General features: G+C 43.6%; 18 protein-coding genes, 1 tRNA gene and 2 pseudogenes. 9 read left to right on the top strand and 12 right to left on the bottom strand.

The genetic code is table 11. From position 1 onward, the window contains the following. Positions 1 to 471: 471 nt before the first annotated feature. Both ERJ70_RS05090 and ERJ70_RS05085 read right to left on the bottom strand, forming a co-directional pair. Positions 472 to 544 (bottom strand) — tRNA-Val (locus ERJ70_RS05090). A 136-nt stretch (positions 545 to 680) separates the two neighbouring features. Next, complete coding sequence (locus tag ERJ70_RS05085) at positions 681 to 1,448, bottom strand: HAD-IIB family hydrolase (RefSeq protein WP_209367627.1); 768 nt, start codon at positions 1,446 to 1,448, stop codon at positions 681 to 683. Between the two features lie 107 nt (positions 1,449 to 1,555). Between ERJ70_RS05085 and ERJ70_RS05080 the strand changes: the two genes are divergently transcribed. Beyond that, on the top strand, positions 1,556 to 1,906 hold the full coding sequence (locus ERJ70_RS05080; protein ID WP_209367626.1) for a hypothetical protein: 351 nt from the start codon (positions 1,556 to 1,558) through the stop codon (positions 1,904 to 1,906). Positions 1,907 to 1,913: 7 nt separating this feature from the next. Here ERJ70_RS05080 and ERJ70_RS05075 read toward each other — a convergent pair whose 3' ends face one another. Continuing rightward, positions 1,914 to 2,870, bottom strand: a complete 957-nt coding sequence (locus ERJ70_RS05075) for a VanW family protein (RefSeq protein WP_209367624.1) — start codon at positions 2,868 to 2,870, stop codon at positions 1,914 to 1,916. Positions 2,871 to 3,061: 191 nt separating this feature from the next. Between ERJ70_RS05075 and ERJ70_RS05070 the strand changes: the two are divergent. Continuing rightward, positions 3,062 to 4,155: pseudogene (locus tag ERJ70_RS05070) on the top strand (NAD(P)-dependent alcohol dehydrogenase). Between the two features lie 70 nt (positions 4,156 to 4,225). Here the strand turns inward: ERJ70_RS05070 and ERJ70_RS05065 are convergent. Continuing rightward, a complete protein-coding gene (locus tag ERJ70_RS05065) occupies positions 4,226 to 4,795 on the bottom strand; it encodes a general stress protein (protein ID WP_209367622.1) in 570 nt (189 codons plus the stop codon). Positions 4,796 to 5,070: 275 nt separating this feature from the next. On the opposite strand from ERJ70_RS05065, the gene ERJ70_RS05060 reads away from it, so the two are divergent. From ERJ70_RS05060 to ERJ70_RS05040, 5 genes are all read left to right on the top strand, one after another. Beyond that, a complete protein-coding gene (locus ERJ70_RS05060) occupies positions 5,071 to 5,796 on the top strand; it encodes an alpha/beta hydrolase (protein ID WP_209367620.1) in 726 nt (241 codons plus the stop codon). A gap of 222 nt (positions 5,797 to 6,018) precedes the next feature. After that, the gene (locus ERJ70_RS05055; RefSeq protein WP_209367619.1) at positions 6,019 to 6,537 is read left to right on the top strand and encodes a YjcG family protein; all 519 of its coding nucleotides are present in this window, start codon (positions 6,019 to 6,021) and stop codon (positions 6,535 to 6,537) included. A gap of 3 nt (positions 6,538 to 6,540) precedes the next feature. Then, positions 6,541 to 6,963, top strand: coding sequence for a GNAT family N-acetyltransferase (locus ERJ70_RS05050; RefSeq protein WP_209367617.1), 423 nt, complete (start codon positions 6,541 to 6,543; stop codon positions 6,961 to 6,963). A 151-nt stretch (positions 6,964 to 7,114) separates the two neighbouring features. Beyond that, complete coding sequence (locus ERJ70_RS05045) at positions 7,115 to 7,792, top strand: DUF421 domain-containing protein (RefSeq protein ID WP_209367615.1); 678 nt, start codon at positions 7,115 to 7,117, stop codon at positions 7,790 to 7,792. Between the two features lie 143 nt (positions 7,793 to 7,935). Beyond that, positions 7,936 to 8,706 (top strand): SDR family NAD(P)-dependent oxidoreductase, encoded by a 771-nt coding sequence (locus ERJ70_RS05040; RefSeq protein WP_209367613.1) that lies wholly within the window; start codon positions 7,936 to 7,938, stop codon positions 8,704 to 8,706. Between the two features lie 72 nt (positions 8,707 to 8,778). On the opposite strand, the gene ERJ70_RS05035 is transcribed toward ERJ70_RS05040, so the two are convergent. The 4 genes from ERJ70_RS05035 to ERJ70_RS05020 all read right to left on the bottom strand — a co-directional run bounded on the left by ERJ70_RS05035 (position 8,779) and on the right by ERJ70_RS05020 (position 10,653). Next, complete coding sequence (locus ERJ70_RS05035) at positions 8,779 to 9,681, bottom strand: MBL fold metallo-hydrolase (protein ID WP_209367611.1); 903 nt, start codon at positions 9,679 to 9,681, stop codon at positions 8,779 to 8,781. Between the two features lie 83 nt (positions 9,682 to 9,764). Next, complete coding sequence (locus ERJ70_RS05030; protein WP_209367610.1) at positions 9,765 to 10,052, bottom strand: hypothetical protein; 288 nt, start codon at positions 10,050 to 10,052, stop codon at positions 9,765 to 9,767. A 70-nt stretch (positions 10,053 to 10,122) separates the two neighbouring features. Then, positions 10,123 to 10,335: a hypothetical protein gene (locus tag ERJ70_RS05025; protein WP_209367608.1), complete on the bottom strand. Its 213-nt coding sequence runs from the start codon at positions 10,333 to 10,335 to the stop codon at positions 10,123 to 10,125. An 81-nt stretch (positions 10,336 to 10,416) separates the two neighbouring features. Then, complete coding sequence (locus ERJ70_RS05020) at positions 10,417 to 10,653, bottom strand: hypothetical protein (protein WP_209367606.1); 237 nt, start codon at positions 10,651 to 10,653, stop codon at positions 10,417 to 10,419. A gap of 358 nt (positions 10,654 to 11,011) precedes the next feature. Between ERJ70_RS05020 and ERJ70_RS05015 the strand changes: the two genes are divergently transcribed. Further along, positions 11,012 to 11,467 carry a CotY/CotZ family spore coat protein gene (locus tag ERJ70_RS05015; RefSeq protein WP_209367604.1) on the top strand — a complete coding sequence of 152 codons (456 nt, stop codon included), beginning with the start codon at positions 11,012 to 11,014 and terminating at the stop codon, positions 11,465 to 11,467. 62 nt (positions 11,468 to 11,529) lie between these two features. Here ERJ70_RS05015 and ERJ70_RS05010 read toward each other — a convergent pair whose 3' ends face one another. The 4 genes from ERJ70_RS05010 to mgtE all read right to left on the bottom strand — a co-directional run bounded on the left by ERJ70_RS05010 (position 11,530) and on the right by mgtE (position 17,252). Beyond that, positions 11,530 to 12,093 carry a CotO family spore coat protein gene (locus tag ERJ70_RS05010; protein WP_209367602.1) on the bottom strand — a complete coding sequence of 188 codons (564 nt, stop codon included), beginning with the start codon at positions 12,091 to 12,093 and terminating at the stop codon, positions 11,530 to 11,532. Between the two features lie 862 nt (positions 12,094 to 12,955). Further along, positions 12,956 to 13,732, bottom strand: coding sequence for an enoyl-ACP reductase FabI (fabI, locus tag ERJ70_RS05005; RefSeq protein ID WP_209367600.1), 777 nt, complete (start codon positions 13,730 to 13,732; stop codon positions 12,956 to 12,958). A gap of 279 nt (positions 13,733 to 14,011) precedes the next feature. Continuing rightward, on the bottom strand, positions 14,012 to 15,868 hold the full coding sequence (locus ERJ70_RS05000; RefSeq protein ID WP_209367598.1) for a monovalent cation:proton antiporter family protein: 1,857 nt from the start codon (positions 15,866 to 15,868) through the stop codon (positions 14,012 to 14,014). 13 nt (positions 15,869 to 15,881) lie between these two features. Beyond that, a complete protein-coding gene (mgtE, locus tag ERJ70_RS04995; RefSeq protein WP_209367596.1) occupies positions 15,882 to 17,252 on the bottom strand; it encodes a magnesium transporter in 1,371 nt (456 codons plus the stop codon). A gap of 360 nt (positions 17,253 to 17,612) precedes the next feature. Between mgtE and ERJ70_RS04990 the strand changes: the two are divergent. Then, positions 17,613 to 18,808: pseudogene (locus ERJ70_RS04990) on the top strand (FtsW/RodA/SpoVE family cell cycle protein). Positions 18,809 to 18,827: the final 19 nt, after the last annotated feature.

Genomic DNA, 18,827 nt, shown 5'->3' with positions numbered 1-18,827 from the left:
TTTTTGTTATGCCCTTGAATTTATTGCTTTCAAAAAAAGAGTGGGATTTAGCGTGTAAGCTTAAATCCCACTCTTTTTTTTATGTATTTCTGTTATCGCTGTCTTTTTTGCTATTTAGATGGACAACCAGAATTATTTAAATCAACTATTTTTTCATCAGTTCAATTATCCTAATTAGCAAAGCTGAAATCAGGGTCAAAAGCAAAGTCATAAATATGAGTATGTGAAAAACCGCCCCTTCACTATTAACGTCCAGCATTGTTGCCGATACTGTAAACATTATGTATATGATTACAGTTATGGTAAAAAAATATCCTAAAACTTTAAGCAAATATATCACCTTCCATACACTATGCTATATAAAAAATATCAGAGAAAGCCCTTTTACGCACCTAACTTTGTAATTGACAGAGAACCGTTTTTTCACTTCAGGCAAAAAAAAGAACCCTTTTCTATCAAGGGTTCTGGGTATGATTCCGATTGGGCTCGAACCAACGACCTCCACCCTGTCAAGGTGGCGCTCTCCCAGCTGAGCTACGGAATCACATTATAATATTTTATCGACAACTATTACTTTAATAGGTAATTCCCCTTTTGTCAATACTATTCTTTTTTGCCTTGTCTCTTGTAAACGTATAGGCGATAAAGAAAGGTTCAGCCATGCTTAGTCTGAATTTTTCTTATACCTTACTTCCTTCGCAGGCTGTGCTTAGTTGTACAATACGTTCAGCTATCACCGCTTCAAAGTCTCCATCTAACGGGATTTCTTCCGAAGCAAAAGAAGCAAGCTCGGCATGATGGCCGATCATTACTGCATGGTGTGCCCCTTGGAACATCCGTATATCATTAGCATCATTTCCGAACGCGATATAATCATCTATGCCAATCGTAAGTAACGCTGTACGTTTATCAATATTTTCAGGACTAATATCCAGCACATTTTCTGCGGAGTGACGATGAAGAACAACATCTATTTTTTCCAGTTCCCTGGCGAGCAAATTCATATCAACAGCAGATAGAATAAGTGCTTTTACCACAGCCGGATGTTGCTCGATCGGTATATTTTTTGCTAATTTGCCTGGATCTACCTTGCTTAAAATGGCATGGTCTGCCGGCCCTGTATAAGAATAGTTCCACTCTCCATCAACTAAATAAGCAGCGTTTTGGCTATCGATCAAATGTTTGATAACTTCTAGTTGGTGATGCGAAAATGCAGTTTTATGCGTGAGACTTCCTCGTTCGGAAATCAGTGATCCATTTCCCCCTATCATGGTATATGTATGAAATCGCGAATCAAGCACTGGCAACATGTCTCGAATCGGACGTGCCGAAGCAAAAATAATCGAATGGCCATGTTCCTGGAGCTGTTCCAACGCTTGCAAAACGTTTTCTGATACGGGTTTTCCTTTGAAACAAATAGTCCCGTCCAAATCAAACACAATGTTCATCTTTTCTAATCTCCCTGCCGTCTTTTGCGCTTATTATAACATGGTCTATCTACAAAAAAAGGTCTTTATCTTTTTAAAGCGCTTTCTCTTCTGGTAAGATGGTATAAATGAAATCGGAAAAGAAGGGACTGTTTCATGTGTTCAGTCAACAAATTGCAATCAAGCTTGAAATTGCTGCAAAGCGGGCATTGAACATAAAAAAGAATAACTCGATGGCTGGTATCATTACGGTTGATTATATAGAAAACAGCCAGGGCGCGTTCACCGTGTTATGTGCCGCCCTGGCTCCCTATTACTTGAATGCAGCCGATGAAGAACGAGTGGCGCTCGATGATATTATCGATCGCTATCGTTACTTACAAGACTGCAGCATAGAGGACTATTACAAGGGCACGGACCGGGCGGCGGAAGAGTTAAAAATTTTGCTTGATGATCTCGGGGTGCAAGGAATCGATTGAGCGGTTTCTACTCGGCCGGCACCTCTTTTGGTGGTTCCGCATCCGCTTCCGGTACTTCGCGTTTCTCATTTTCAATTGTTTCGGATGAAAAGATGTTGATCAATACTCTCCCATTTACTGCTTTTGCCCGAATTAATATAGGCTGGTTATAATCATTTTCGAAGGTGAAGTCCGGACCATACCAACTGACTGTAGCGTCTCTCCCGGGCGGCACATATGGAACACGGCGACTGTGGGAATACCTTTCGATTATTTTCACGCCTGCCTGGTCGACTGCATTATAAAGAGTGGAGGAAATTTGGCAGATGCCCCCGCCGATATCTTCCGCCAATTCCCCTTTTACAATCACCGGTGCCGGCAGGTAGCCCTTTTCTTTCGTCCGTTTTCCTACAACACCATTAAAAGAGAAGGTTTCGCTTGGAAACACGACATGGCTGTCGATTGCCTCAGCAGCGAGTGCTACGTTCTTCGATCGTTCTTTATTGCTTTCATTATAGTAAGTGACATACTGGCCGATTTTTCGCTCACGAATAGAAGCAAGCAGTTCTTCATCGACACGTGGATGGACAACCCGGAGCGGTGTCTCCACCTTGGAAGCTTCACGTCCATAAAAGTAGCTCGCAAATTGGTGGTTGAACTGCTCCCGATCAAGTTCACGGCCAGGTTTTGCCGGCTTTATTTGTCCGCTCTCATCAATTTTGGCATTGACTGGTTCACGATATACCTGTGAAGCGACTTCTTCCTGGAATTGATTGTATTTTGTCATATCAAGCCACATTCCCTCTATATAAGGAAGACTCACATCTTTACCTGTTATCTGATGGATTGTTTTACCTTCATGGGTGACCGTGAACGCCGGCGGTTGTTGTACTTCTGGTTTGGTTGGCTGCTTTGGCGGTTCGGGCGGATGCTGCTGGACCGAAATAACCGACGCCAATAAAATTGTTAAAAGAAACGTTTTCATAAAGATACCTCCGCTACTAGTATGGATGAAAACAGACAAATCATGTGAGTTGATTGGTATTGCTTATTTCGTGGTGGATTTTTGGGGTCAGTCCCTCTGTGAATAATTCACAGAGGGACTGACCCCGCTGCGGGTTATCTTCATTTTTTTTGGGAAAGCTACGAGGAAATGACGATAAAAGGAGAATGGAAATGAAAGTGAAAGCTGCTGTAATTCATGGTAAAGGGGAAGATTTTCAAATTGAAGAAGTGGAACTGGCGGAACCAACCGATAATGAAGTATTGGTAAAGGTAGTTGCTTCTGGTGTCTGTCATACGGATGCTGTGGCAAGGGATCAGGAAGTTCCTGTCCCGCTCCCTGCTGTTCTGGGACACGAAGGTTCCGGCATTATTGAAAAAGTCGGATCCAATGTCCATACGGTCGAAAAAGGAGATCATGTTGTTCTATCCTTTTCATCCTGTGGGCATTGTGAGAATTGTTTGTCCGGGCATCCTGCTTACTGCTTGTTTTTTAATGATTTGAATTTCGGAGGGAAAATGAATGACAACACCACTCGGATTAAGCAAGATGGAGAGTCCGTTTCCAGCTTCTTCGGCCAATCCTCGTTTGGAACTTTTGCCATTGCAAATGAGCGCAATGTGGTAAAGGTAGATAAAGATGTCGATCTTGCATTACTCGGACCGCTCGGCTGTGGCATTCAGACCGGGAGTGGTACTGTGTTGAACAAGTTACAGCCGAATTTTGGTGAAACCATAGCTGTCTTTGGATGCGGAGCTGTCGGTCTTAGCGCTGTGATGGCAGCGAAAATTGTCGGCTGTTCCCAAATCATCGCAATCGATGTGCATGAAAGCCGCTTGGAATTGGCAAAAGAATTAGGGGCCAGTCACGTCCTTAATGGCAAAGAAGTCGATACAGTAGAAGAAATCCGAAAGCTGACCGGCGGGGTACGAACTATGCTGTTGAAACAACCAGCGTACCCGCTTTGGCTCGTCAGTCTGTACAAGCATTGAAGCCGTTAGGAATCTCTGCTGTCGTAGGCGTTACCCAGGAAACGGAGTTCAACGTTTTCGAGGACATCATGGCTTTGGGTAAAGGGCTTGTAGGAGCCATTGAAGGAAATGCCATCCCCCAACTGTTCATACCTAAATTGATTGCGTACTACAAAAACGGACAGTTTCCATTCGATAAACTCATCAATTTCTATGAATTGAAAGACATCAACCAAGCTTTTGCTGATTCGAAACAAGGTACTACCGTAAAACCGATTGTCAAAATGGAGCATTAAAAGAATGGGGACAGTCCCTCTGTGAGCAGATTCACAGAGGGACTGTCCCCACTTTCTTCTCATCAGTCCTTTACTGATGACTTCTCGGTTCGTTAACCACTACTTCGTCTGGATAGATGGTATGGTTTTCCGTTTTATTGGCCAGGAAGGTTTTATAAACTTCTCGATCGTTCTCCCCTGTCTCGACTAAAACAACGATATGTCCATTTTTTAGATGGCGTTCATATTCCTTGGCATGTTCTTCGGGGATACCTGCACCCACAAGTGCACCGACAATACCGCCACCGCCGGCTCCAATGCCTGCTCCTGTTAAAGCAGCAGCGATCGGACCTGCCGCAGCGATGGCTCCGACACCGGGTATAGCCAGAAGGCCTACTTCGGCAATCAAACCGGTAATCCCTCCTAGTACGCCGCCGGTACCAACTCCAATACCGAGTCCTTTTCCGGCATTTTTGCCACGTCCACTCTTATCTTTGCTTACACTGGTATCCGTTTCATCGCCAATCGCTTCTGCTTCATCGCTATCCTTGGCGAATACCGATATATCATCTTTCTTATAGCCTTTTTCTTGCAGCTCTTTAATCGCTTTGATTGCATCTTCCTGCGTTTTGAAAACACCGCCAATGACTTTACTTTCCATCTAAGTCAGCCTCCTTTAAAGGTTTTACCACTCTATACCCGGCGGGAGCGCAGATAAATCTTATCCCTCCATTTATCGGGGACTGTCCCCAAATCTAATGGCAATTTACTTGTGAAATGATTCACGGAGGGACTGTCCCCCCTGCACACTCCCTGCACTCCTATGTTCTTTTTTTGTTGTTTTATGTTAAACTGGGCTTAGATTTGTTTAGTTGTGGGCGGCAGGGGGAATCTTTTAGGATACTTCTTGGCTGGATGTTAAGGGAGTGAGTTACAATGGGTAGAAAAGGAAAGATGCTTGATCGACAAATCGACAGCAAGTACTTAGATGAAATCATGACGATTAAATGGTATCTGCCGGAGTCTTTCTCTCCTTTGTACAAGTACCATGTCTGTATTATGCAGGATGGAGATGATTACTTTCAGCTTGGCCGGATCGCGACACTGAGCGATCGGCTGCATAGCGACGGAGAGATTGAAAATACTGTTTTTGTAGGGATTCATTATAATGATAAATACGACCGTCAGGATAAATATCATCCTAACGGCAGTAAGCAGGCTGCTTATATGCAGTTCCTTCTCCACGAGGTGGTTCCACTGTTGGATGAAGAACTGCCGACATATCACGTAGGTGGCAGCCGGGCATTGATTGGCGACTCACTGGCAGGAACGTTGGCTTTGATGACAGCTTTAAAATATTCGAACACTTTCGGAAAAGTAATCATGCAGTCACCGTATGTTGATGAAAAAGTTCTGAATGCTGTTCAATCTGCCAAGTCGGTCGACACCCTCGATATATACCACACTATCGGAAACGAGGAAACAGATGTCCCGACAACAGCAGGGGATCGCAAAGATTTTCTGGAACCGAACCGAAAGCTTCGCGAGCTTATCGAACAACAGGACACCAACTATGTGTACCATGAACTTGACGGAAATCATACATGGAAGTTCTGGCAAAAGGACTTGAAGCGGGCCCTTGTCACCATGTTTAATGGATAACAGTGTATAAGCAACCTTACGATTTACCAGCGAAGATCCTTTGCCAGGGCTCCAAGCAGCGTTTTTTTAAATTTGTGCATTTTCACTAATTTAGGCTACGCCCGTTTTACCAATTTTTGATATAATGGTTGGTAACCGAATTGGAATTAGCTACATGATCAATCAAAATACCAAGCTATTCAATATTGCCTAACGTAAACCAATCATACAGGAGGAATATTCATGAGATATGGTATTGCTATTTTTCCAGAAAAGAAAATTCAAGATACGGCTAATTCATACAGAAAGCGGTATGATCCACATTATGCACTCATTCCGCCACATCTTACATTAAAAGAGCCGTTCGAGGCCAATGAAGATGATTTAAAACCGATTGTGGGAGAACTACGAAAAGTGGCGGCAGAAACAAAGCCTTTTCCGTTACAGATTCATAAAGTAAGCTCTTTTTCCCCGGTGACCAACACGATATACTTAAAAGTTGAGCCTGTCGATGAATTGCTTAAATTGAACGAAAGATTGCATACCGGTAACCTGCCGCAAGAAAAAACGTATTCTTTCGTCCCACACATAACCATTGCCCAAAAGCTTTCACACGACGAATACTCGGATGTATTTGGAAGTTTAAAAATGCAAAGCTTTGACCTGGAGCAGACTGTCGATCGTTTTCAGTTGATGTACCAGTTGGAAAATGGCGCGTGGACAGTATTTGAAACCTTTACATTCGGCGAGGAGAAGAATTAAATAATGCAAGTCAAACAAGTGGAAACAGAAACAGAACAAAAACAAGCGTATCATGTAAGAAACACTGTCTTTGTCGAGGAGCAAAAAGTCCCGGCGGAACTGGAGATCGATGAGCTTGAAGAGGAAGCCATCCATTTCGTCGGCTATGAAAATGAAATACCAGTTGCAGCAAGCAGGCTTCGATTTGTCGACCCGTATGGAAAGCTGGAAAGAATCTGTGTCCTCAAGGAGTATCGCGGCCGCTCTTTCGGTTCACAGATAATCAAAGAAATGGAAGCTGCCATTCTGGAAAACGGATTCCAAAAGTCCAAACTGAATGCCCAGACACACGCAGAGGATTTTTATAAATCACTTGGCTATCAAACCGTTTCTGGGGAGTTCATGGACGCCGGCATCCCGCATGTCACCATGATAAAAGAATTATAAGTACGATGAAACCTTGTCTTTTCGGCAAGGTTTTTTTATAGCCCTCTCCTTCCGCAGATCATGAAACCAGGAACTGTTTTATACCCCTTTTTCCGTATGCCCCCCCTGATAATTGGCAAGGATAAAAAAGAACGCTAGGGGGGTTGTGAAAATGGATAATGCCGTTTCTATATTAGTAGAGACGATTTTTGGATTTTTCGCTTTGTTTTTGATTACGAAATTTTTAGGAAAAACTCAAATCACCCAATTGACCGCTTTTGACTTCATCGCTGCACTCATATTGGGTGAACTGGTCGGAAACGCTTTGTTTGACGATCAGGCGGGCTTGTTTGAAATTGGCTACGCGGTGTTACTATGGGGAATTTTACTCTATGTGACAGAGATCGTTACCCAAAAGTTCAAAAAATCACGCAGGCTGCTGGAAGGAATGCCTGCAATCATCATCAATAAAGGGCATTTACAGCGAGAACAGATGAAAAAAAGCAAGCTTGATATCAACCAGCTGCAGCATCTACTGCGTGCTAAGGGGGCATTTTCTGTTAACGAGGTAGCCTTCGCCATCCTGGAAACCGATGGATCCATTTCGGTCATGAAAAAATCCCAGGCCCAGCCCCCGACGCGACAGGATATGAATCTACAGCCGCAGGAACCATTATTGGCCTTCACCCTCATATCAGACGGCGAAATATTATATGACAATCTAGCCGAAGCTGATCTAGATGAAAAGTGGCTACATACGGAACTTTCCAAACAAGAGGTCCAGTCGCCAGAAGATGTATTTTTTGCTGAATGGAAGGAAGGCCATCCGCTGCATATCCAACCGTATTAATTAAATTCTTCGCCTTTCCTTTTGATTTGGTGCTTTCCAGATTTTCTCTAGCTCTATGTTTATTGGATTAGGAATAGGGAAAATTTACTACAAGAATGAATGGAAGGAAGCCAATGGAACTACATCAAAAGGAGCGATCGTAAATGGGCAGATTAAATGGAAAGACGGCAATTATCACTGGCGGAGCAGGCGGTATCGGGAAAGTGACCGCTCAGTATTTTCTGGAAGAAGGAGCCAAGGTTGCTTTAGTGGATTTAAATCAGGAAACGCTTAACAAGGCAAAGACAGAGTTAAAATCTTTCGGTGACGTACTAACCATTCCAGCAAATGTATCGAAAGAGGAAGACGTCAAGAACTATGTTGACAAAACCGTCAGCGAATTTGGTTCGATTGATATCTTTTTCAATAATGCCGGGATCGAAGGAAAAGTGGCACCGATTGTAGATCAACAAATCGAGGATCTAGACAAGGTCTTGAGTGTCAATGTTCGCGGCGTTTTTCTCGGTTTGCAGCATGTCCTCCCAGTAATGATAAAACAAAACAGCGGTACCGTTATTAACACTTCCTCTGTGGCAGGCTTGATGGGTAGTCCCGGTGTCGCCCCTTATGTTGCTTCCAAACATGCAGTTATAGGTATTACGAAAACAGCCGCATTGGAAGTTGCCTCACACAATGTAAGAGTCAACTCTATCCATCCATCACCTGTAGATACCCGTATGATGCGCTCATTAGAAGCTGGTGCTAACCCGAGTGATGCCAATGTGGCCAAAGATGATTTCATGAAGGATATCCCGTTGGGCCGTTATGGAGAATCCAGTGATATTGCAAAACTTGTCCTATTTCTCGCATCGGAGGACAGCAGTTTTATAACTGGTGCCCAATATAGAATTGATGGTGGTATGGGAGCAAGCTAAAGACAGCAAAAGACCTTATGTCGGACACTGACAACTGCCGACTTAAGGTCCTTTATAAGAATTGTTTCCATATCAGCGGAGAACCTTGAAAAACCAACGGTAATCTTTAATTTCGCTCGTTATCCGATTTTGTTTTAGAAGAGCGGTCAAATAGGCAGTGACAGCTGTACGGAATAATAGCCATTGTGACAGCTGCGAAGCCCGCACGTGATAATTGGCGCACATCGATGCAATTACATCCTCATGGCTCATACCATCCGGTTTTTTGCCGATTTCTTCCTCAAGCCACTCAAGCAGCTGCTCATGATAATCGAAATTCGACTGAACAGTGGATTGGAAATTCTCTTCATATGTCCCATGTCCCGGAACCGCTCCCTGGCACGTTATTCCTTTCAATTTATGTAAACTATCCATGGCAAGCTGTGTATCGGTAAGATAAGGGATTCCATGTTTTTCCAATTGCTTCTCGCCAAAGTAGCTATCTCCAGCATAGAAAATTTCCTGGTAAAGAAGCCCAAGTTGATGATAGCTGTGACCTGGTAAAAGGATCGCTTCGATAGCAAAACTGCCGATTTGACAAAACCCTTCATCGATCATTTGGTCTATTTGAATCGGAGCCCCTTCCAAAAACTTGTTTCGAAGCTCGGGAAGCGGGTCGTTCCCGCCAAACAAATACAACGGTTCGAGAATTGGATATTGTAAAATCGCCGCTTCCAAGACCGGTGCTGCTGTATGCACCCCCTGCCGGCTTTGCAAATAGTTAGCTCCCCCATAGTGGTCTGAATGAGCATGGGTAATGAACAAATGCGTGAGAGGTAATTCCTCCTGCTTCAACCACTTTAACACTTTTTTCATGGTAGAAGCGTCAATCCCTGCATCAATCAGCATTCCTTCCTCACCATTCCGTAAATAGCCGATATTGACCGGTCCCTCAAAGTAGTAACATGTCCCTTCTTTTAATGGTTGGAATTCCATATAACCTGCTCCTTTTCTCAAAACTAAACGGCCCGCCTTGCCGGGCAGTTATGCACCAGCTTCGCAGCGGACCCTTTGTCTGGTTATATGGTTTCGCTAAAATGGCGTCCTTTTCCTGTCACATCAGCGTATATCTTTTCTGCTAAATAGGATTTGTGGACGGTCCTTGGAGCATACAGCACTTTTTTCATTTCTGAAGGTTTACAGTCAACTTGCGTTTTTCTATTTTCTTCTTGTTCAATTTGTTTATGCTTGGTATCCAGGTGGGACTTATAGACGCCTTCGATATAGAATGGGCTTGGCGCATTTCTAGTTACACGCTCCTGGTAATCCTGATACTGATAAAGCGGGACTGGCAACAAATACCCCACCTATTACACCCCTTTTTCCTACCTTTGGTTATTCATCTATACCCGCTTTTCCCAAAAAGTATTCTAGTGCTTATTCCTTATCTATAAAATCTTGCAATTCCTTCATGACGGCTTCCAGCTGATCCATTTCTTTCAGAAATTGCGTATTCCAGGCAGTAGCTTTGCTTTCTAATTCGGCGATATGCTTTTCCGGCAATCGCAGCCATTTTTCATTTTTGTGTAAATGCTTTTCGATTATTTGCAAATTCTTTTTCATCGGAAAGATGTCGGACTTGTCGACCATACCTTCACCTCTTTTATACGAAAAATCCATAGACAGCAGTGATACACAAAAAGAGACAGCAAGTCAGCTGTCCCTCTGATACTAAATCCAGGAGAAACCTTTTCTCCCATCCTCTTCCTGGTGATGCTCTTCATGTTCTTCTTCTACAGCTTCCACTGCCTCTTCTTGTTCCTTTTCTCCCACTTCTTCGGCTTCCATTCTCCTAGGACCGAAAAATGGATCAACATGATGCCGTGGTTGACGAGGTGGTTCAAAGGTGACGTTATCCGCTTTGATTACCAGGTCCTTCACATAAATAACCTTTTTCTTTTCTGACATTTTCCTCTTCACTCCCTTATTAATGCTGCTCACTTAGCAGGAAAAGACCCTTATCCTTCCCTCCCTTTCCAGCTTGCATCCTGCCCGGATCGCCTACTGCCCTCGTAGTTGCAGCCGATGAGGACTATAAGCTGGACGTTCTCCAATGAGCGCTCCTTATTAGTAAAGTATTGATCGCTATTATCCTATGTGAATGTCTAATTTCAGGTATAGACATCCGCCCTGTTCAAGAGGAAGTGCGAAAAAATTTTCCTGAAAGGCAAGACAATATATATGGTAATTGCCCACACACTAACCCCCTTCGAACATATTCTATTAAGGACAAAAGTCAATCATCATTGGAAAGGGGTTAGATAGAATGAGTTGTGGAAGTGATTATAAAACTGGCAGCTGTGTATGCGATATCCTGAGGGAAATCTCCGATGCACAGTCCGATGTACTTTCTGATTGTACCACCAGCTGTGAGCAATCCATCAGCGACCTGTTAGGCGGTAACGACCCTAGCAACAATGGGTTGGATACAGTACCGGTTATTCTATACTGCAAAGGGAGCTGCAAGCCTTTCAAAGGATTTGGTGTGCCATCCGACGATTTAGGCGATGCAACCAGCAGTTTCTATTTCCGGGTAAAAAGTGTGGATGACGACTGTTGCGCGGTTTTGGAATTGCTGCGTGAGCCAAACGATCACGACGATGATCCAAAATCTCCAGTTGACCAGGACACCAGCCATCTAGAAGTAACTGGAATTTGCATCACTGTAGACTTGAACTGCTTCTGCCATGTTACTTGTCTGCCAGCCATCAGCGCTTTGTAATTTTTACAGCACTCCATCTTATAGAAAGAAGTCCGGTCGGGTACGGCCGGACTTTTTCTTGCTTAAAATCCAAGTAGTTTAATACTTTTGATGGTTTCCTGGTCGACTTGTGCTTTGAACGGACGCTTGATCGTCTTCATGTACACAAGTCCTTCCTGATAGTCATAGATGATTCCTCGATGCGTTTCTTTGTCTGTGACAACCTCACATTTCATTCGTGGCACGGTTCTCGGCAGCCCGACAAAGTAGTTGATTTTCTCTTCGTTTGTCATATCCCGAAACCGTTTGCGGCTCGTTCTTTGACTTGTTCCCGTTTCTTTCGCTTCCGGTTCATTCTCGGAAACTTCTGCTGGCTGTGCTTTTTCTTTTATTTTTTCTTTTTCTATGGTTTCCGTTTCAGCAGGGGGATGCTCCGATTCTTGCAAGGTATTCGCTTCTGCTTCCAATTCTTTTCCACTACTTCGCTTCCTTTGTTCTTTCTCCTTTATTGAGCTTCCGCGATCCGGTTTACGTTTCTTTTTTCTCGGTGTCCGGTAGTCGGTTTGCATGGAGGCAGTTGGTTTTTCCATTTTGGGCTGGGTTATATACAACATCGGTTCACGGGCGGTGTTTTTGTTTCCATTCATAAAAATGGCTTCCTCCCCTTCTTCAAAACTCTTCCCCACATTATATGAGTATTTCCTGGGGATGTGCCTATTTTTATAAATTGGAAAAGGAGTTGCTTTTGTTACAATAAAAATAAACTACGCAGTAACTCTTTTATTCTGATGATGGATGAGTGAAAAACCTCGCTGCGGCAGAACACTTCGCTTTCCATGGGCACGGCCTCAGACTCCGCAGAAGCAAAGAACGCTTCTTTGCGGGGTCTTCGGACACGTTCTGTTCCCTTAGGAGTCTCCGTGTTCTGACTCCGCTGGTGGTGATTTCTGAATTTGGTTAGGAATACCACGTGTTAGACCTTTCTGAGTACTTTTTTTATCAGAAATCTATCTTGAATAACAGAAAATTTGCAGCTTCTGAGAATATTTATCGGCAGGTAGGAAGCAAATTGCCCCTAAAGGAAAACGAATAAACCTAATTTTGAAGGCTGGCTCTGCTTCTTCCAGTCAAGCTCTTATAACAGACAGCCCAAACTAATATTTGTTAGTAAAATAAAGAATCTTGTTTCCAAGTGGAAAAGGGCAATACCCCCATCAGATACAGAAAGCTGGTCCTAGCGAAGGAAATACCCGGAGACTCCAGCGGGAGGAAAGGCCTCGGTGAGATCCCGCAGAGCGTTAGCTCGAGGAAGCTCACCAGCCGCCCGCGGAAAGCGCAGGGTATTTCCGCAGCGGCCCCCCCTTAATATAGGGGACTAGGAAGACGTATTCACTATGTCGCAATTTCTATCCACTCCAACCTTCAATGTCACACAAATATAAAAAAGGAGCTATTGCAAAAAACCGCACACCAATTGGCGTGCGGTTTTTACTCTATATTTTTTTCTGCTTAAATACCGAGAATGTTAAAGCCGGAATCGACGTGGATGGTTTCTCCAGTCACTCCACGGGAAAGATCGCTCATCAGATAATAGGCCGTATCGCCAACTTCTTCCTGGGTTACTGTCCGGCGCAACGGAGCTTTTTCCTCGATCTGCTTCAGTACGCTGTTGAACTCGCCAATGCCTTTTGCCGACAGAGTACGAATCGGACCTGCAGAAATGGCATTGACTCGTATGTTGCGCTTTCCTAAGTCATTGGCCAAATACTTCACACTCGCATCAAGACTGGCCTTTGCGACTCCCATAACATTGTAATTTTGCACGACACGTTCTCCACCTAGGTACGTCATGGTCACGATGCTTCCGCCCTCTGTCATCAGTTTTTCTGCAGCTCTTGTGACAGCGACCAGTGAGAAAGCACTTATGTTTTGCGATAGCAAGAAGCCGTCCCTGCTCGTTTCGACAAACTCGCCCTTCAAATCCTCTTTATCAGCGAATGCAATACAGTGGGCTAGTCCGTGAATTGTGCCGACATCTTCTCCAATTTGCTGAAAAGTGGCGTTGACTGCTTCATCATTGGTAACATCACACTCATAAAACAGTGCATCCTGCCCTTCTAATGTGGATACTAAATCTTTTACCGGCTTTTCAAACCGTTCATTGGCATAAGTGAAAATAAGTCTTGCCCCGGCTTCATGCAGGGACCTTGCGATTCCCCAGGCAATACTCCTTTTATTGGCCACACCCATTACGACATATGTACGACCTTCCAGTGTAAACTTCATTCCTTTTTCCTCCTTGAGGTTGATGCTTGTTTTTAATACTAGTTATTAGTACCTGATACTATTATTATCTTATCGAAACTTTCCGGTAAACACAACTGATTTATCGAGATCAGCCCTTGCTATGCTTTTGGCACGTTAATGCCTCTTTGCAGTTTTCAACGGTGATATGCGGAATGATCTGTTGCATAAAACTCAACTTCTTTTCACGATTTCCAACCAATCTAGTAATTCTCGCATAAAAGTAATAATCCTGCCCGACACAACGCCGGACAGGATGTTTTAAAAACCGTATTCTAACAATGATTGTAATTCTTCCACATATTCAGAAGAACCTGTGACGATGAGGTGATCTCCCAACCGCAACTCCGTATCCCCATGAGGAACGATTGAATCTTTGCCTCGGAATATCCGCACCATGATAACATCACCAGTAAACGGAAACTCTCTTATAAGACTTTCGTGATACATCGGATTATTCATGTTGATTTCGTAAAGGGCGCTCTCCTGTTCGGTCAAAATATCCACGACACTCGGCGCTACAATCAACGCTTTAAGCAACGCCTTACTGGAAAGCAATACAGAGAAGACATCGATTCCCAGTTCCTTCAATTCCTTATCGAGTCCAGGTTTTTCCACACGGGCAATGACACGCTCGACACCTTTTTCTTTCGCATAAGATGCAATTTCCGCATTCTTCTCTTCATTCCCGGTGGATACAACGAGAATATCTACATCGAAAACATTCATTTTTTCCATTAAACCAATGTCGTAGCTGTCCAACTGGGTGATATCGAAAATCGATCTGGTGATTTTCTCATCGAGCTTTTCCATTTTCGTATGGTACATATAGATTTCAAACATATTATTATCCAACTCCCGGACAACCGGCAATGTTGCCTGGTTAGTCCCGATGAAGGAAACGACTTGCTTATGCTCCGGTTCTACATTATTTACATATAACTTTTTGAAGACCGGCGGAGTAACCAGGCAAGTCAAAACGGCCACCAAAATTAATGCACCTTCCATTTGGTTGTCGATGATGCCCATTCTTTCTCCAATCGTGGCAGCAGCGATTACCAAGGATAAGGTCGTGGTGAGAATCATCCCAGAGCTAACAACCGTCCGCCAATCATACCATTTTCTCATAATCAACACCGGCACTAATTTAGATACCAATAAAGCAATAAAGAGCAAAGGTATCAATGCCAGTACTTTCGGATTACTGAACAAGGACCAAATGTCGATATCGACACCGACCATGACAAAAAATATGGGAATTAAAAAGCCGTAGCCGAAGCTATCCAGTTTCTGTACTAATTCCTGGTTAGGCGATAACAAGGAAACCAATGCACCAGCCAAAAACGCACCAAGGATGTTTTCAGCACCTACTGTTTCCGATAAGGCCACCAGGAAAATGATCAGTGTAAATACGGCACGAGTGCCAATTTGGATGGTTCCCTTCGACATCGTCTCCAAAAATGTCTGGTTTCGGAATCGTTTGCCGACAAAGTACAGCAACACTCCGGCACCAAATAGAATAAGCAGAAGCCACATGTTGCCCGCTTCTTCTCCATAAAATGAAACGAACACCGCCAACAAAATCATTGTCACCAGGTCGGCGATCACGGCAATCAACAGGATTGTCTGGCCGACAGTAGTCTTCATTGCCTGTGCTTCTTTTAAGGTTGGCACGACAACACCGAGTGAAATAGTGGATATGATCAATGTCATCAAGAACATATTGTCGATAAAGCCGCCCAAAACGAATAAGTAAGACAACAGCAGGGACAACGCTAAAATGGCCAGAAACACGATTATGGCAATCCATACTGCACTTGGCTGTTTATTTGTTTGGTTGCTGTTGCGTTTGTTCCTGCCCTTTTTAGCAAATATTGTAAAGTCTATTTCCAGACCGCTTAAAAACATAAGAAAAATGAATCCCAACGTGGAAAGTGTCTCCAGCCAGGTGCTGTCATCTACGATATTAAAGCCGCTATGTCCAATGATCAACCCGACGATGATTTCAGCTACGACTACAGGAATGGCTTTCAAACGTAGGCGATGCATTAAGATCGGGGTGAAAAATGCCGCTAGAATGACAATCACCAGGGAGGTTACTGATTCTCCATGCTCCATATGTCACAACCTCCTATCCATGTATTAGTAAGTTCATAAATGCTGTAGCCATTCCAAAATATATCAAGACTGAGATGATATCGTTAATTGTCGTGATAAATGGCCCGGAAGCTACTGCTGGATCAATATTGAGCCGGTGCATCATGATCGGAATCAAAGAACCAGCGATGGTGGCCACAATCAGCGTGGCCATGATAGAAATGCCGACTAATAAGCCGAGAAAAATATCCCCCTGCCAGATATAAACCACCAGGGTTATAACTGTCCCGCAGCATAAACCAGTAATCAGTCCGGTTCCCGCCTCACGGGCAATCATTTTCCACTTGCCTTGTTTTTCAAATTCTCCAGTTGCAATTCCTCTAACGGCGACTGCCAATGCCTGTGTCCCTGTATTCCCTGCCATACCGCCAATCAAGGGGATGAATATCGCCAGGATGGCAACCTGGTCGAGTGTATCTTCAAATCGACCGATAAGACTTGCAGTCAAGAGACCTAGAAACAGCAGGATGATCAACCAAGGAAGACGTTTTTTCGCTGATGCAATCGCACTGTCATCCGGACTGTCTACGTCCGAAATACCGGCCAGTTTGGAGTAGTCGTCGCTAGCCTCTTCCTGCATGACATCCATAATATCGTCAACTGTGATAATTCCAAGCAAGTGATCTTGAAAATCGACTACAGGGAGCGCCAGGAAATCATAATCACGCATCATTTTCGCGATATCCTCCTGGTCTTCACCGACAGGCACAGAAACAACCCGTTCGCTCATGACATCGGAAATGAGCCAATCTCCTTCTGCGATAATCAAGTCACGAAGCGACAGGACACCGACAAGCCGTTTTTGATTGTCAATTACATAGGTATAGTAAATCGTTTCCGCATCTGGCGCTTCCTTACGCAAATGCTTCATTGCTTCTTTGATGGTCTGGTTGGCATTCAGCACAACGAACTCTGTCGTCATAATACTTCCTGCCGTCTTTTCTTCGTAATGCAACAGCTGTTTAATTTCTTCGGCAGCTTCTTTTTCCATGATCGTCAAATAGCTTGCTACCTTGTTTTTATCGAGCTGGTTCAGTATATCCACCGCGTCATCCGTGGACATTTCCGCAAGGACATTCGCCGCAAAAGCGGTTGTCATTTCAGTAAAGAATGGCTCGATATCTTCTATATCAATATTTTCCATTACATCTGCTATTTCTTCAGATGCCAGATAGGAATAAATCTGTTGGCGGACCTGCTCCGATTGTGTTTCGAAGATTTTCGCCTGATCGTAAGGATGCAGTTCGAGAAACTCTGCCCGAAACTGGTCGATTTGCTGATTGAACAAGGCATCCTGGATTTTTTCCCAATATTGCTCTCTTTCTTGTTCATCTAAATGCTCCATCCATACAATCCCCCTTACTTCTAGAAAGTATTATCGTAAGTGCCGGCTGACTTTTTGTCAACGACAGAAACGTGAACTTACGTTGTAGTTTTTGTATTTTTTGTTAGAAGAACCAAAACAACGCTTAAAATTATTAACAATATGATGTAAGCTGAACTATGTATGACTTTGACTTCTTTTTACTTTCCATAAACAAGAAAGTAATTTATTCTATATTTTATCGAAAAAAATCCATAACAGATACTTTTTTGCATAAAGCGATTGCCTTTCTTCTCGATAAGGCAGAAAACCTCATCTTAATGTACAAGAAAGACCTGATTGTTTCAATATATTAAACAAAATCTATGGGCCGGATGTAAAATGGTTGACTGTTTAACTCTGTTAATAGTCAGGAAAGAAAGGAACCTTATGAATTCTAACAACAATTCTTCAATCGATTATACATTAATATTTATCGTGCTTTTGCTTGGAATCGTCAGCTGTTTCACACTATATTCTGTCCATCCTTATTTGGGCAGTGAAGCGCAGGATAACTATTTTCTAAAACAGATAGCCTGGTACGTTGCAGGCGGTCTAGTGGTCGGTGGGATTATGTGGATTGATTACGACCGCTTCCGCCATATTTCCTGGTATTTATATGGAGCAGGTATGGTCACCCTGTTGATGTTGATGCTGTTCTTCCATTTTCCGCCGCAAATCATCCATACCGCCAATAACGCGACCAGTTGGTTTATATTCTCTGGAATAGGGACCATCCAGCCGGCGGAATTTTTCAAAGTGTTTCTAGTCATCGCGTTAGCACATGTTTTGGTCAGCCATAATGAAAAATTCAAAACGCGCACCAATAAAAGCGACCTATGGTTGATAGCAAAGATTTTATTGCCGTCCAGCCTGATTTAGGCGGCTTTCTTGTGCTGGCTGCGATTGTCGCCTGTATGGTACTCGTATCCGGCATCCGCTGGCGTGTCCTGTCGGCAGTAACACTGCTTGGGCTTATGATTATCGGGGCGGCAATCGGTCTGTCCCTAATGTTCCCCGATACGGTGGGGACAACTTTGGAAGAAAGTGTCTTCAAGCACGTGGAGAGCCGTTTCTACGGCTGGCTTGATCCTGAAAAATATGCGGAATCAGGTTATCAGCTAAAAAAAGCGATGCTTGCAATAGCATCCGGACAGCTAACCGGTAAAGGGATGCGGGATTTTGAAGTAGATGTACCGGAAAGACAAACCGATATGATATTTACCGCCATAGCGGAACAATACGGCTTCGTAGGTGCTAGTATTGTTATCACCTTGTTGTTTTTACTGATTTATCGGCTGATATATATTGCCCTGCAAAGCAATGATGAATATGGCAGCTTTATTATCACCGGTTTAATCGGTATGTTTGCTTTTCAAATTTTCCAAAACATCGGAATGTCGGTCCAGCTCCTTCCGATTACCGGTCTTCCGCTCCCGTTCCTTAGCTATGGAGGAAGCTCGACGCTCACCTATATGATTGCCATCGGGCTTGCCTTGAATATCCGATCGCGGACAAAACAATATATGTTTGATTAACCATCGGGGTGGAATGCTA

Source organism: Sediminibacillus dalangtanensis, assembly GCF_017792025.1.
In the GTDB taxonomy this organism is placed as follows: Bacteria; Bacillota; Bacilli; order Bacillales; family Amphibacillaceae; genus Sediminibacillus; species Sediminibacillus dalangtanensis.
This window is presented reverse-complemented; position numbering and strand designations above follow the sequence as displayed.

Bases quoted from the DNA above. Each gene is read 5' to 3' on its own strand.
- fabI (WP_209367600.1), bottom strand. From the start codon at position 13,732: ATGAAGTTTACACTGGAAGGTCGTACATATGTCGTAATGGGTGTGGCC.
- ERJ70_RS05000 (WP_209367598.1), bottom strand. From the start codon at position 15,868: ATGGAGCATGGAGAATCAGTAACCTCCCTGGTGATTGTCATTCTAGCG.
- ERJ70_RS05050 (WP_209367617.1), top strand. From the start codon at position 6,541: ATGCAAGTCAAACAAGTGGAAACAGAAACAGAACAAAAACAAGCGTAT.
- ERJ70_RS05035 (WP_209367611.1), bottom strand. From the start codon at position 9,681: ATGGAATTCCAACCATTAAAAGAAGGGACATGTTACTACTTTGAGGGA.
- ERJ70_RS05010 (WP_209367602.1), bottom strand. From the start codon at position 12,093: ATGAATGGAAACAAAAACACCGCCCGTGAACCGATGTTGTATATAACC.
- ERJ70_RS05045 (WP_209367615.1), top strand. From the start codon at position 7,115: ATGGATAATGCCGTTTCTATATTAGTAGAGACGATTTTTGGATTTTTC.
- mgtE (WP_209367596.1), bottom strand. From the start codon at position 17,252: ATGGAGCATTTAGATGAACAAGAAAGAGAGCAATATTGGGAAAAAATC.
- ERJ70_RS05080 (WP_209367626.1), top strand. From the start codon at position 1,556: ATGAAATCGGAAAAGAAGGGACTGTTTCATGTGTTCAGTCAACAAATT.
- ERJ70_RS05055 (WP_209367619.1), top strand. From the start codon at position 6,019: ATGAGATATGGTATTGCTATTTTTCCAGAAAAGAAAATTCAAGATACG.
- ERJ70_RS05015 (WP_209367604.1), top strand. From the start codon at position 11,012: ATGAGTTGTGGAAGTGATTATAAAACTGGCAGCTGTGTATGCGATATC.
- ERJ70_RS05065 (WP_209367622.1), bottom strand. From the start codon at position 4,795: ATGGAAAGTAAAGTCATTGGCGGTGTTTTCAAAACGCAGGAAGATGCA.
- ERJ70_RS05040 (WP_209367613.1), top strand. From the start codon at position 7,936: ATGGGCAGATTAAATGGAAAGACGGCAATTATCACTGGCGGAGCAGGC.
- ERJ70_RS05060 (WP_209367620.1), top strand. From the start codon at position 5,071: ATGGGTAGAAAAGGAAAGATGCTTGATCGACAAATCGACAGCAAGTAC.
- ERJ70_RS05020 (WP_209367606.1), bottom strand. From the start codon at position 10,653: ATGTCAGAAAAGAAAAAGGTTATTTATGTGAAGGACCTGGTAATCAAA.
- ERJ70_RS05085 (WP_209367627.1), bottom strand. From the start codon at position 1,448: ATGAACATTGTGTTTGATTTGGACGGGACTATTTGTTTCAAAGGAAAA.
- ERJ70_RS05075 (WP_209367624.1), bottom strand. From the start codon at position 2,870: ATGAAAACGTTTCTTTTAACAATTTTATTGGCGTCGGTTATTTCGGTC.
- ERJ70_RS05025 (WP_209367608.1), bottom strand. From the start codon at position 10,335: ATGGTCGACAAGTCCGACATCTTTCCGATGAAAAAGAATTTGCAAATA.